Consider the following 13,352-nt stretch of genomic DNA (forward strand, 5'->3'; position numbering starts at 1 on the left):
AAATATAGGCTTATTCTGTTTTAAATAGAAGAGAATAAAAGTCTTATAATAGAGGTTACACGATTATTGAATGTCATTTCAATGCTTCTAATGGGCGTGTGCACGTAATTATAACTTTGATTTAACGAAGATGAAGAACATTAGAAACTTTTGTATTATTGCTCATATTGACCACGGTAAAAGTACTTTAGCGGATAGATTACTAGATGCTACACAGACTGTTACAGCACGTGAACAACAAGCTCAACTTTTAGATAGTATGGACTTAGAGCGCGAGAGAGGGATTACTATTAAATCTCACGCGATCCAAATGGAATATACATATAAAGGAGAACAATATATACTTAACTTAATCGATACCCCAGGGCACGTAGACTTTTCTTATGAAGTTTCTAGGTCTATTGCAGCGTGTGAAGGTGCGTTATTGATCGTAGATGCAGCTCAGAGTATTCAAGCGCAGACTATTTCTAACCTATACTTAGCGCTAGAGAATGATTTGACTATTATCCCTGTATTAAATAAGGTTGACTTACCAAGTGCTAATCCAGAAGAAGTAAGTGATGATATCGTTGATTTATTAGGATGTGAATATGAAGAGATTATTCCTGCATCTGGTAAAACAGGATTAGGAGTAGAGGATATATTAGCGGCTATTATAGAAAGAGTACCAGCTCCTAAAGGAGATCCTGAAGAGCCATTACAGGCACTAATCTTTGACTCTGTATACAACCCATTCCGTGGTATTGAAGTAATCTTCCGTGTTATTAATGGTTCTATTAAGAAAGGACAGAAGATTAAGTTTATGGCTACGAACAATGAGTATCACGCTGATGAGATCGGTACGCTTAAACTTAACCAAGTTCCTAAACAAGAGATTAAAACAGGAGACGTAGGTTACCTAATATCTGGTATTAAAGAGGCAAAAGAAGTAAAGGTAGGAGATACTTTAACGGATGCTAAAACACCTACTCAAAATATGATCTCTGGGTTTGAGAACGTTAAACCAATGGTATTCGCAGGTATTTACCCAGTGGATACAGAAGATTACGAAGAGTTGCGTAACTCAATGGAGAAACTACAGCTTAACGATGCTTCATTAGTATTTGCTGCTGAGAGTTCTGCTGCATTAGGGTTTGGTTTCCGTTGTGGATTCTTAGGAATGTTACACATGGAGATTATCCAAGAGCGTTTAGAGCGTGAGTTTAATATGACTGTTATTACTACTGTACCTAACGTGTCGTACTTAGCTTATACTAAGAAAGAACCAGAGAAAGGTATTATCGTTAATAACCCTTCAGATTTACCTGAACCTTCTAAATTAGAAAGAGTAGAAGAACCATATATTAAAGCTACGATCATTACTAAAGCTGACTTCGTTGGGCAAGTAATGAGTCTGTGTATTGATAAACGTGGTATTATTACAAACCAAACATACCTTACAGAGAGTAGAGTAGAGTTGACATTTGATATGCCACTAGCAGAGATTGTTTTTGACTTCTATGATAGATTAAAAACAGTATCTAAAGGATATGCATCTTTTGATTACTCACCTATCGGTATGCGTACATCTAACCTTGTTAGAGTCGATGTAATGCTTAATGCTAACGTAGTGGATGCGTTATCTGCATTAATGCACGCTGACAACGCTTACCATATCGGTAAGAAGATGTGTGAGAAGTTAAAAGAATTAATCCCACGTCAACAGTTTGATATTCCTATTCAGGCAGCTATCGGAGTGAAGGTAATTGCTCGTGAAACAGTAAAAGCACTGCGTAAAGATGTAACTGCTAAATGTTATGGAGGGGATATCTCTCGTAAACGTAAATTACTTGAAAAACAAAAAGCAGGTAAGAAGCGTATGCGTCAAGTTGGAAACGTAGAGATTCCACAAGAAGCATTTATGGCTGTATTAAAGTTGAATGACTAAACAGTTCAAACATATTTAATGAAAAGACTATCAATTTTGGTAGTCTTTTTTTTTGACTAAAAACCACTAATACTTATAAAATCAAATGAAAAGAACACTGTTATTATTTACCTTACTTGTATTCATAGGATGTAAGGATGATAAAAAAGAAGTAGAAGTAACACAACCAACTACCACTACAGAAGTAGCTGAAGAGGTAGAGGAAGAAAAGCCGATATTAACAATATATGGAAAGGAGGAGAACTTAGTGTTAGATATACTTCTTCCAAGGTATTATGACAAAGACTTTCACCAAGCTGATCTTGATAAAGTAAATGATAAATGGCTTGCATTTGAAGAGAAGAAAGGATTGTTTCAAGTATTAAAGGCTGACTATGCAATTAGTGAACAAACTAATGAGTGTACAGAGAGTGAACAGATAGGTATCTTCTCAACAGGACCAATAGAGCCTGTCTTTTTCTTAGGACCTAATAACTTGATAAAGAAAGGAACCAAGACAGCTTTAAATATAAAAGACCAACCACTATGGCCAGAGAGTCCACAAGAATACTTGTTTAATGGTAAGCAGTATATTTTAAGATCTGAGGGTAAAGTGGTAGATTCATATAAATATACAGACGATGAAAGCCCTAAAGAAAAGGTGTTTAAGAAATTTAAAAACTATAAACTGTATCTAACTGTTAATGGAGAAGCAGAACAATTAATCTTAGATATCCCTAGTTTTAATGAGACTTTTGTCAAACTTTTGTTTGTTGGAGACTTAGATGGAGATGGGAATCTTGACTTTGTGTTTGATACATCACCAGAATATGAGATGCAGACTGTAGAGGTTTATTTGTCTAAAGGTGCTCAGTATTTTATCTATTTAGCAGGAACTGTATCGGTTGATTTTAGTTGCTAGTAGAATTGATCTATAAATAATAAAAAAACGCCCATTGAGTCTCAATGGGCGTTTCTAGTTTATATACTATTGATTATTTCTTGGTGAAGTCACCAGCATAAATAGTAGTGAACTTAGAAGGTTGTAAATACTTCTTAGCAGCATCATTAACTTGTTTGATACTTAGTTTTTCTATTTCAGCATCTAACTTATCATAATCTGTAAATGGAATATCATATAATAAGAATGATGAAGATAATCCAATAAGGTAATTGTCAAGTCCTAGATTTGTTTGTCTAGTACTTTTCCAAGCAGTCTTATTTGCTTTCAGCTCTTCTTCTGTGATTCCATTAGCGACTAATTTAGTAAACTCGTCATTAATAGCTTTCTCTACATCTGCACGTTTAGTAGGATTCATAAATGCATAAATCATCCAAGCTGAATCTTCTCTCTTAGGGTCATTAGGTACGCTTAGTGAAGATCCTGCACCATAACTAATACCTTCTTTCTCACGTAAACGTTGAGGAATACGTGCAGTCATAAATCCTCCACCCATTACTTCATTAGCAAATACTAAAGCTGCATAGTCAGGGTTAGTTTTGTTCATCTTGAAACCAACTTTACCTATAGCTACAGCATTCTCTTTATCTGGAGTTTCGAAAGTTTGTTTCTCTAATTTCGTTTCTACATAGTTAGGAAAAGCTTTTTCATACTTTGAAGAACTAGTAAAGTTACTGAAAGTACCTTCAAATAATTTGTTTACTGCTTCTGTATTATTCATACCTATAACTGTAGCAACTCCATTGTTTACACCAAAGAATGCTTTATAGAAATCTTTAATCTCATTAACTTTCACATTCTTATATCCTGCTATATCTTCTTGTGGAGAAGGTGTATAGAAGATACTTCCTTTTTCTTCTTTAGAAGTTATCTGAGATATTTTAGTGAAAGCTATTGTTTGAGGATCACTAAGCTGAGCTTCTATACCAGTTACAGTCTCTAATTTAAGTTTTTCTAATTCTGTTTCAGGAAATACTGGGTTAGTTAATATATCTTTTAAGATAGTCATCGTTTCATCTATACTGTTTCTGTACGCTGATACTGTAATGAAAAAAGTTTGACCGCCAAAACGCACACTTACAGAAGACTTCAATTGATCTAATTTGTCTTTGATCTGTTGTTTAGTCATGGTCTTTGTACCTGCTGTTAGTAAGTCAGCTGTAAATTCTCCGATATATTGTTTGTTCAATAAGTCTTTCTGATTACCAACTGGTAATGTGATACTCACTATCACTTTTTCACCTTTGATATCTTTATCTATTACTCCATATTTAAAACCATTCTTTAATTTGTTAGTCGAATAGTTCTTTTGAATATTAGCAATAGTAGCTTCGAAAGGTCTTAGTTCTGCTGTAGCCTCTCTTCCTTTATAATTTTCAACTAAAGCTTTGATGTCTTTATTCTGAATCTCCTCTGCTTTAACTCTCACTTCGTCTTTAGTAGGAATAAATAGACCGACAGTACGATTATTATCTCTAAAGTATTTTTTAGCGACTCTATTGATGTCCTCTAATTTTAGGTTTTCTATATTATCTCTATATAAATTAGCTAGACGGTAGTCACCTGCACCTATTATCTCTGTTAGGTTAATTGTGTAACTAATCGTGTTATTTTTAATATTCTCTAAGCCTTTAAGAATATTAGTTTTAGCTCTGTCTAGGTCTTCTTGTGTATACTTAATATCACCTATTTTAGCTAAAGCCACTTTTACATCTTTAAGTGTTGCTTCTAGATTTTTGTCATTTGGAACATCGAAGTTAAATAAAACAAACCCTGCATCTCTAACTGTGGGATTAAATGCCCATAAGCTTGATACTTTCTTTGTCTCTACTAATTCTTTGTATAAGTATCCCGATGGGTCATTGTTTAATATTGACTCTAAGGCACTCAATGCAGCATAGTCTTTATCCGCAAAAGAAGCTGTGTGATATAAGATATTTATATGTTGTGAATCTCCAGCACGCTTAACTTCTACTAACTTTTCACCATCTTGAGCAGGTTCTACAGTAAATATTTCGTCTAATACACGTTTAGGTTTAGCAATAACAGAGAAGTAATCTTCAACATATTTTAAAGCTTTAGCTTCATCAAATTTACCAGCAATAACTAGAGTAGCGTTGTCAGGTTGGTAATACTTTTCATAGAATCGTCTTAATTGAGGCGTTTTAACGCGTTCAATATCTTCTTTAGAGCCAATGGTGCTTAATCCATAGTTATGCCATAAGTAAGCCGTATTAATAGTTCTCTCCATTAATACTCTAGTAGGATTGTTTTCTCCTATTTCAAACTCATTTCTTACAACAGAAAATTCCTTATCTAAATCTTCTTGTAAGATAGTAGCATTGATCATACGATCTGCTTCCATCTGTAAAGCCCAAGCTAAGTTTTCGTCTGTAGAAGCAAATATTTCATAGTAGTTAGTTCGGTCATACCATGTTGTCCCTTGAGCACGTCCACCTTTATCAGATAACATTTTCTTAATGTCTCCAAGGTTCTTTGTACTTTTAAATAGCATGTGCTCTAGTAAGTGTGCCATACCTTTTTCGCCGTATCCTTCATGTTTAGAACCTACGTTATAAACGATGTTTACGATTAGATTACTTTGAGTAGCATCAGGAAGTAACAGTACTTTTAGTCCATTTGATAATTTGTATTCTTTAATATCTTCAACAGAAGTTACGAAAGTTGGTTTTTCCTTCTGTTGAGCATAAGAGTAATCTGCAGCGCTTATTGTTAATGCAAACAAAAGCGTATACACTATTCTTTTCATAAATCAGTTTTTTAGGTTAATTAGCTAAATATAAATAAATTTATTAGATAATTAGTAGACTGATATTTAATGACATATAAATATTTGAATATTGATATAAAAAAATAGCTACCCTAATGAGAGTAGCTATGATATTAGTAATTATTTTTATTCTGTTCGATATGTTTTAACAAGGTTTGCTTGTCCATATAACCTGATTGGCGCCATAGTAGTTTACCTTTTCTAAATAACATCAATGTCGGCACACCTCTCATCTGATACTGTGTACTATACTGAGTAGTAAGAGCGGTATTCTTATCCACATCTATTTTTATAATAGAGATTTGATCTTGTAGCTCTTTTTTTACTTCTTCTAGTACAGGGGCTAACATCTGACAAGGACCACACCATGTAGCAAAGAAATCAACTAAAGTCAGTTGATCTCTGTCAATTAACTCTTGAAAGTTTCCCATTATTAGTTTGTTTTAGTTGTACTACTGCATGTAGAAGTACAAGATGCTTCAGTTAGTGCAATACCAGTATTCTTTATAGCTCCAAAACCTCCGATTACATCTATCATATTGTGATATCCTCTAGCTTTCAGAATAGATGCGGCGATTAGTGAACGATATCCACCAGCACAGTGAATAAAGAACTTTTCGTCTGCAGGATAATCTTTATAATTATCATTGATATAATCTAAAGGAGCATGTGTTAAGTCTTTATAATCAATATGAGCAGCGTTGTATTCACCTGGTTTACGTACATCTACTACTTTAATATCTTCAGTAGTTAATTTATTTTTTAATTCCTCTGCAGTTACTTGTTGTACAGTATCATATTCGAAACCTTCTGTTTTCCAAGAAGCAAAACCTCCTTTTAGGTAACCTAAAGTATTATCATACCCTACACGTGATAGTCTGATGATAGCTTCTTCTTCACTTCCTTCAGGGGCAATGATAAGTATAGGCTGTTTAATGTCTGTAATTAGCGCACCTACCCATGGAGCGAATTGTCCACTAAGGCCAATGAAAATGGAACCTGGTATATGTCCGCTAGCGAAGTCTCCTCCTGGGCGTACATCTAGCACTAGTGCTCCTGACTCCTCTGCTAAAGCTTGAAACTCTTTAGGAGATAATTCTTTATTATTGTTAATGATAGTTTCTACATTTTCGTATCCTTCTTTATTAAGTTTTACATTAAGAGGGAAATAAGCAGGAGGAGGTAATAAACCATCAGTTACTTCAGCTACAAATTCTGCTTCTGTCATATCTGCACGTAGCGCATAGTTAGTTTGTTTTTGTTCACCTAATGTACCGACAGTCTCTTTGCTTAAATTCTTACCACATGCAGATCCTGCACCATGTGCTGGATATACGATAACGTCATCTGCTAGAGGCATAATCTTCGTGCGTAAACTATTGTATAACATACCTGCTAATTGTTCTTGTGTTAAACTAGCTGCTTTTTGAGCTAAGTCAGGACGTCCTACATCACCTAAGAATAGTGTATCTCCACTAAAGATAGCATGGTCTTTCCCATTCTCATCTTTTAATAGATAAGTAGTACTCTCCATTGTATGCCCTGGAGTATGTAAAGCTGTAATCGTGATATTACCTAATTTGAATACTTCTCCATCAGTAGCAATATGTGCCTTAAATGTTGGATTAGCATTAGGACCATATATGATAGGAGCATTAGTCTTCTCTGCTAAAGTCACGTGTCCACTTACAAAGTCAGCATGGAAGTGAGTTTCGAAGATATACTTAATACTTGCTCCATCTTTAGTAGCTCTGTCTATATATGGTTGTACCTCTCTTAGTGGGTCGATTATAGCTACCTCTCCATTACTTTCTATATAGTAGGCTCCCTGAGCTAAGCATCCTGTGTATATTTGTTCTATTTTCATATTGTCGTTTATTTCTTTGTTAGTAGTAAAAGTATTAATATGTTTTTAATTAAACTGTAACTTGGGTTACAAACTATAAAAACACTTCTTTTACAAGTATGTATATAGCCATAGTTAATACGAAATAACCAAAGCCTTTTTTTAAGTTTTTATCAGGGACAAACTTAGTAAGGTAGATACCTATAAATATCCCAATGATTGATATGCTGCTGAAGATTAATAACATATTCCAGTCTATATCAGTATGTCCTAAGTCACCTAAAAAACCTATTAATGACTGTATAGCAATGATGCATAGTGAGGTTCCTACTGCTTCTCTCATCGGCATATTAGCAAATAACACTAAGGCAGGAATGATTAAAAAACCTCCTCCAGCACCTACTGTACCTGCTAGTAAACCTATTAAAATACCTTGAACAAATAATCCTGATAACGCAGGTTTGTTGTCTTGTATTTCTTGTTGAGGTTTTGGCCTGATCATCTTAGTTGCTGATGTGAACATCACTAATGCAAATAAGATCATCAATGCTATATTTTTATCTAATCCCCACTCACCAATAGTTATTACATCAGGAACTAATGGTAGTAAGAATGCTCGTGTGATGTAAACCGTAATCACTGATGGTATCCCAAAGAGAGCGACTGCTTTTACATCTACTTTCTTGTCGATATAGTTCTTAATTCCTCCTACTAAAGAGGTAGACCCAACTATAAATAGAGAATAGGCGGTAGCGACAAAGGGCTCTACTTTCATAATATAGACTAGGATAGGGACAGTAAGTATAGATCCCCCACTGCCGATGAGTCCTAGCGATATACCTATGAGTAAGGCGAGACCGTAACCAATTATTGCTGTGTAATCCATAGGTATTATTACGGTCTTAGTAATTCTATATATTTTCTATTAAGCTGTATGATCCCTTCATTCTCAAGGGTTTTAAGTATCCTTGAGATTACTACTCTAGAAGTGTTTAACTCATCTGCTAGTTCCTGATGGGTATTATTAATAAAACGGCTGTTGTAAATCTTTGCTTTATTTCGAAGAAGATTACACAGGCGTTCTTCCATATTCATAAAAGCAAGACTATCTATAGCTGTCAGCATTTCGTTCATACGGTTATTATAACTGTTTAGTACGAAGTTTCTCCAACTCTTATACTTCACTAACCATTCGTCCATTTTACTCACTGGTATCATAACGACAGTACCATTGCGTTCTGCTATAGAACGCACTTGACTTTTAGTCTCTCCTAGACAGCAGGTCAATGTCATAGCGCATGTATCTCCTTCCTCTATAAAGTAGAGTACAAGCTCTCCTTCCTTTTGGTCTTCTCTGATAATCTTAATAGCCCCTTCTAATAATAAAGGAATCTTCTTAATGTATTCACCTATTTCCATTAACACATCCCCTTCTTTAAAGTTTTTAATAGTAGAAACTTCGATGATTTCACCTAACAATTTTTCTTCAAAAATATTGTTATATTTGTTCCTGATGATGTGCTCCATATTAGAATTAAGATTGATGCTATTGATAACTGAAGCAAGATATTAAAAGTATTGGAATCTATTAGGGAATTTAGGTATTAATGAGGTAACCATTTTTTGATTAGTCCGTAACACCATGTACCTAAGAGCGCTCCTGTGATAGCAATGAGTATAGGCAAGAACCCTGCTCCGAATAGGGCGAACATAGGTCCAGGACATGCTCCACCTAATGCCCATCCGAGTCCGAAGATGATTCCTCCGATTAGATAGCGGGGTACACTTTTTTCTTTCGGAGTAAATATAATTGGGTTACCAGAGCAGTCTTTGATGTTCTTTTTCTTGATAATATAGGTTGCTATAACTGCTATCGTTAAGGCAGTACCCATGATACCATACATGTGAAAACTGTCGAATTGGAACATTTCATAGATGCGAAACCATGAGGCAGCTCCAGATTTAAACATCCCTATCCCGAAGAGTACTCCCACTAGTAAATATGCTATTTTTTTCATTGTGATTCGTTGTTTTGATTTGTGATAATCTTATTTGTCTTATTGCTGTTTTTTGCGGAGTGAGTCCATAGTGAGTCCATAATGAGTCCATAGTGAGTCCATTAATTTAGTATAATCAATGGAGTCATGATGCTAGCATGATGTCGTCAGTATGTTACCACTTAGAATTAGGTAGAATGAATTATGTGTTTACCTCAATATTTAGAACAATAAGGGAAATATCAAGTGAACCATAATCAATCCACCAATAAAAAATCCAATAACTGCGATAAGTGAGGGCAACTGTAGGTTACTCAGTCCACTAATGGCATGTCCTGAAGTACATCCTCCTGCATACCTAGAGCCAAATCCCACAAAGAATCCTGCTAATAAAAGTAAACCAATTGATTTAAGAGAACTGAATGTTTCGTTAGAGAATAATTCAGTTGGAAGATAGGTTTGTCCTGCGCTGTTTATACCTAGTGCATGAAGTTTATCTATCGTGTTCTGACCTAAGGGAATGGCTGCTGTATCTGTGCTTAGATAGTGAAAGGCAATAAATCCACCGACAATCGTTCCTGCTAAGAACAACAAGTTCCATGTCTGCGCTCGCCAATTAAAACAAAAGAAATCACAGGTTTTCCCAGCTCCCATCATCGTGCACATTGTGCGGAGGTTAGAAGAGAATCCAAATGATTTTCCCATTAATAAGAGTAATATTAATGTAGTAGCAATAATCAGTCCGCCTACATACCAAGGCCAAGGGCCATATAACCAATCCATAGTATCGTTTTTTTAATTTGATAAGGCAAAGTTCTCTATTATAAATGAGAAGAAATGTAACCTAGGATACAATAATACAAAAAAAAGAAAGTGGAGTTTGTTAGCCCTTTTCGGCGGTTTTTAGTAGTTTTATAGAACCATTAAAAAGGAACCCAAAACTTAAAAATAGATAACCTTATGAAAAATACAAAACACAACGTTGTATTTCAATTAAACACAGACAACATTAATGAACAGAACGCATTAATGACTTATGTATCTAATGTGAAGAATCACTGGAATGAAGATGTAACTATACATGTAGTAGTACATGGACCTGGTATCGGTATGCTTAGAAAAAGCAAAACAATGGTAGGCGAACCAATGAAAGTAGTCATGCAAAAGGGAATCAAATTCTTTGCATGTGAGAATACGATTAACGCTCGTAAAATAGAGAAAAGTGATATTATAGAGAATGTTGGTTTTGTTCCGTCAGGATTGGTTTATATCATAGAGAAGCAAGAAGAAGGATGGTCTTACATCAAGTGTAATTTTTAAGATTTTTTATAGATAAAGAGAGTGTGAACTCTCTTTATCTTTGTCTATCAAACAGTGCGAAAGAATGAAATTTAATACGGATGCATTCTGTTCTTTTATAAAGGCAGATATTATAGGAAATAACAAGAGTGAATATATTGATATTACAAATATATCCGTAGATAGTAGATCGTTGCAAAATGATCAACATACCTTGTTTTTTGCATTAAAAGGAGGTAATCATGATGGACACAATTATATCGATGAATTGATAGCAAAGGGAGTTAGATATATAGTGATATCTGATGGAGAACGTGTTTCTGCTATTCCAGGTATATTTTTCTTTAAAGTTGAAAACACATTAGAAGCACTGCAACAATCAGCTACATTTCACAGAGACAGTTTTGATTTATCCGTTGTTGGGATAACGGGAAGTAAAGGAAAGACTGTGGTAAAAGAGTGGTTAAACTATCTCCTTAGTGAGGATTATAAGATTATTAAGAGTCCTAAAAGTTATAACTCTCAGACAGGTGTGCCACTATCAATCTTCGGAATCGAGGAGAAGCACAATCTTGGAATATTCGAAGTAGGTATATCTACAGTAGGAGAGATGGATAAGTTAGTGAATGTAGTGAAGCCGTCTATTGGGATATTTACTGCTATTACAGATGAACACGGTGAGGGGTTTACATCTTTAGAAGAGAAAGTAAGTGAGAAGATGAAGTTGTTTAAGGATGCTGAGGTAGTTATCTGCGAACAGACTCCTTTACTGCTTAAATATATTTCTGCGGTAACTTCTGTCTATACATGGAGTATGACAGATGCTAGTGCAAATGTATATGGACAAGTTAGTAATTCGAGTTTAATTATTACAGTCAATCAGACTAGGTCAGCTACTATAGAGCTACCTTTTACAGATGATACTTCTGTACGAAATATTATGACATGTATTAGTACGATGATTTATCTAGGATATACGACTGAAAAAATAGCCAGTAGGTTGAGAGGGCTTTATCCTGTAGAGCTTCGTATGCAGGTAAAGAATGGAGTGAACAACTGTACCATAATAGATGATGCGTATAATGCAGACTATCAATCTCTGTCTATTGCGCTTGATTTTTTAGAGAAACACAAAGTAAATAAATCTAAGACAGTGATTCTATCAGATATGTTTAAGAGTGGTTATGAAGTGGAAGAAATATATGCTCAACTAAGAGAATTGCTTGTTGCTAATCAGATTACACGTATTATTGGTATAGGGGAGCATATCAGTAATTATCTAATAGGGATGCCTAATACTTATTTATATAAAGATACAGAAGAGTTCTTACAGAAAGTGACTGTAGATGATTTTAATGAGGAGACTATCTTAGTCAAAGGCGCTCGTGGGTTTAGGTTTGATAGGATAGTGACTATGCTTGAGAAGAAGACACATGAGACTGTGTTGGAAGTGAATTTAACTGCGCTGAGACACAATCTTAACTTTTATCGTTCTAAGTTAAAACCAGAAACTAAGATTATGGTAATGGTCAAGGCTTTTGGTTATGGTAATGGAAGTTATGAGATAGCGAAGTTATTAGCTCATGAGAATGTAGACTACTTAGGTGTGGCTTTTGCGGATGAAGGAATAGAGTTGCGCAAGGCAGGCGTGAATACCAAGATCATCGTGATGAATCCTGAGATTAATGCTTTCTCAGCTATGATAGCGTATGACTTAGAGCCTGAAGTGTATTCGGTGCGTGAGTTAAACGCATTTCTTAAAGTTGCGAGAGAACGCAACTGCTATGAGTATCCTATCCACATCAAATTAGATACAGGAATGCATAGACATGGATTTCTAACAGCTGATTTAGATGAGTTAATAGATGTATTAAGACATACTAATGTAGTAGAGGTGAAGTCTATATTTTCTCATTTATCATCTAGTGATATGCCAGAATATACTGACTTTACATTAGATCAGATGAAAATGTTTACACATAATTCGGATAAATTAATTGAAGCACTTGAGATTAGTCCTATTAGACATATTCTAAACACATCAGGCATATATAGCTTTACAGAGTATCAGTTTGATATGGTGAGGGTTGGTATTGGACTATATGGTGTAGGAAATAACAAGACTGAAATGCAACAATTGGCTAATGTGAGCACACTTAAAACTTGCATAATGCAGATAAAAGAAATAAATGATGCAGACAGTGTAGGATATGGTCGAAGGTTCAGAGCACAGGGTAAAACACGTATAGCAACTGTGCCTATCGGGTATGCAGATGGCGTACATCGCTCTTGGGGCGCAGGGGTAGGCTACGTCTTGGTAAATGGGCAAAAAGCAGAGATAGCAGGTTCTATATGTATGGATATGTTAATGATTAATGTAACAAATATAAATTGTAAAGAAAATGATGAAGTTATTATATTTGGTAAGGACTTGCCAGTCACTATAATAGCAGATAAAATAAATACTATACCATATGAGATTTTAACAAGTATTGCACTTCGCGTTAAAAGAATTTTTTTTGAAGAGTAAAAAAGTTATATTTTTAACGAAT

The 13,352-nt window shown here is 34.9% G+C and carries 11 protein-coding genes; 4 read left to right on the top strand and 7 right to left on the bottom strand.

Annotated features, from left to right (window positions below):
- The first annotated feature begins 130 nt into the window (after positions 1–130).
- Together lepA and CF599_RS02055 are read left to right on the top strand one after the other, a co-directional pair.
- Positions 131–1,927: a translation elongation factor 4 gene (gene lepA / locus CF599_RS02050; RefSeq protein WP_121964377.1), complete on the top strand. Its 1,797-nt coding sequence runs from the start codon at positions 131–133 to the stop codon at positions 1,925–1,927.
- An 85-nt stretch (positions 1,928–2,012) separates the two neighbouring features.
- A complete protein-coding gene (locus tag CF599_RS02055; protein WP_121964378.1) occupies positions 2,013–2,828 on the top strand; it encodes a hypothetical protein in 816 nt (271 codons plus the stop codon).
- Between the two features lie 73 nt (positions 2,829–2,901).
- Here the strand turns inward: CF599_RS02055 and CF599_RS02060 are convergent, their stop codons facing one another.
- From CF599_RS02060 to CF599_RS02090, 7 genes are all read right to left on the bottom strand, one after another.
- Entirely contained in the window at positions 2,902–5,637 is a 2,736-nt protein-coding gene (locus CF599_RS02060) for a pitrilysin family protein (protein WP_121964379.1), read from the bottom strand.
- A gap of 134 nt (positions 5,638–5,771) precedes the next feature.
- Positions 5,772–6,089: a thioredoxin gene (trxA, locus tag CF599_RS02065; protein ID WP_121964380.1), complete on the bottom strand. Its 318-nt coding sequence runs from the start codon at positions 6,087–6,089 to the stop codon at positions 5,772–5,774.
- A gap of 2 nt (positions 6,090–6,091) precedes the next feature.
- On the bottom strand, positions 6,092–7,525 hold the full coding sequence (locus tag CF599_RS02070) for a rhodanese-like domain-containing protein (RefSeq protein ID WP_121964381.1): 1,434 nt from the start codon (positions 7,523–7,525) through the stop codon (positions 6,092–6,094).
- A gap of 73 nt (positions 7,526–7,598) precedes the next feature.
- On the bottom strand, positions 7,599–8,390 hold the full coding sequence (locus CF599_RS02075) for a sulfite exporter TauE/SafE family protein (RefSeq protein WP_121964382.1): 792 nt from the start codon (positions 8,388–8,390) through the stop codon (positions 7,599–7,601).
- Positions 8,391–8,398: 8 nt separating this feature from the next.
- Positions 8,399–9,031, bottom strand: coding sequence for a Crp/Fnr family transcriptional regulator (locus CF599_RS02080; protein WP_121964383.1), 633 nt, complete (start codon positions 9,029–9,031; stop codon positions 8,399–8,401).
- A 77-nt stretch (positions 9,032–9,108) separates the two neighbouring features.
- Complete coding sequence (locus CF599_RS02085; RefSeq protein WP_121964384.1) at positions 9,109–9,522, bottom strand: DUF6691 family protein; 414 nt, start codon at positions 9,520–9,522, stop codon at positions 9,109–9,111.
- A gap of 201 nt (positions 9,523–9,723) precedes the next feature.
- Positions 9,724–10,284 (bottom strand): YeeE/YedE family protein, encoded by a 561-nt coding sequence (locus CF599_RS02090; protein ID WP_121964385.1) that lies wholly within the window; start codon positions 10,282–10,284, stop codon positions 9,724–9,726.
- Between the two features lie 177 nt (positions 10,285–10,461).
- Here CF599_RS02090 and CF599_RS02095 point away from each other — a divergent pair, with 177 nt between their 5' ends.
- Together CF599_RS02095 and CF599_RS02100 are read left to right on the top strand one after the other, a co-directional pair.
- Positions 10,462–10,821 carry a DsrE family protein gene (locus CF599_RS02095; RefSeq protein WP_121964386.1) on the top strand — a complete coding sequence of 120 codons (360 nt, stop codon included), beginning with the start codon at positions 10,462–10,464 and terminating at the stop codon, positions 10,819–10,821.
- A gap of 64 nt (positions 10,822–10,885) precedes the next feature.
- Complete coding sequence (locus CF599_RS02100) at positions 10,886–13,330, top strand: bifunctional UDP-N-acetylmuramoyl-tripeptide:D-alanyl-D-alanine ligase/alanine racemase (protein WP_121964387.1); 2,445 nt, start codon at positions 10,886–10,888, stop codon at positions 13,328–13,330.
- Positions 13,331–13,352 lie beyond the last annotated feature (22 nt).

Source organism: Myroides sp. N17-2 (assembly GCF_002286775.1).
Taxonomy (GTDB): Bacteria; Bacteroidota; Bacteroidia; order Flavobacteriales; family Flavobacteriaceae; genus Flavobacterium.

What these genes read in the sequence shown, in the direction of transcription:
- lepA (WP_121964377.1), top strand. Translation starts at nt 131, where the DNA reads ATGAAGAACATTAGAAACTTTTGTATTATTGCTCATATTGACCACGGT.
- CF599_RS02055 (WP_121964378.1), top strand. Translation starts at nt 2,013, where the DNA reads ATGAAAAGAACACTGTTATTATTTACCTTACTTGTATTCATAGGATGT.
- CF599_RS02060 (WP_121964379.1), bottom strand. Translation starts at nt 5,637, where the DNA reads ATGAAAAGAATAGTGTATACGCTTTTGTTTGCATTAACAATAAGCGCT.
- trxA (WP_121964380.1), bottom strand. Translation starts at nt 6,089, where the DNA reads ATGGGAAACTTTCAAGAGTTAATTGACAGAGATCAACTGACTTTAGTT.
- CF599_RS02070 (WP_121964381.1), bottom strand. Translation starts at nt 7,525, where the DNA reads ATGAAAATAGAACAAATATACACAGGATGCTTAGCTCAGGGAGCCTAC.
- CF599_RS02075 (WP_121964382.1), bottom strand. Translation starts at nt 8,390, where the DNA reads ATGGATTACACAGCAATAATTGGTTACGGTCTCGCCTTACTCATAGGT.
- CF599_RS02080 (WP_121964383.1), bottom strand. Translation starts at nt 9,031, where the DNA reads ATGGAGCACATCATCAGGAACAAATATAACAATATTTTTGAAGAAAAA.
- CF599_RS02085 (WP_121964384.1), bottom strand. Translation starts at nt 9,522, where the DNA reads ATGAAAAAAATAGCATATTTACTAGTGGGAGTACTCTTCGGGATAGGG.
- CF599_RS02090 (WP_121964385.1), bottom strand. Translation starts at nt 10,284, where the DNA reads ATGGATTGGTTATATGGCCCTTGGCCTTGGTATGTAGGCGGACTGATT.
- CF599_RS02095 (WP_121964386.1), top strand. Translation starts at nt 10,462, where the DNA reads ATGAAAAATACAAAACACAACGTTGTATTTCAATTAAACACAGACAAC.
- CF599_RS02100 (WP_121964387.1), top strand. Translation starts at nt 10,886, where the DNA reads ATGAAATTTAATACGGATGCATTCTGTTCTTTTATAAAGGCAGATATT.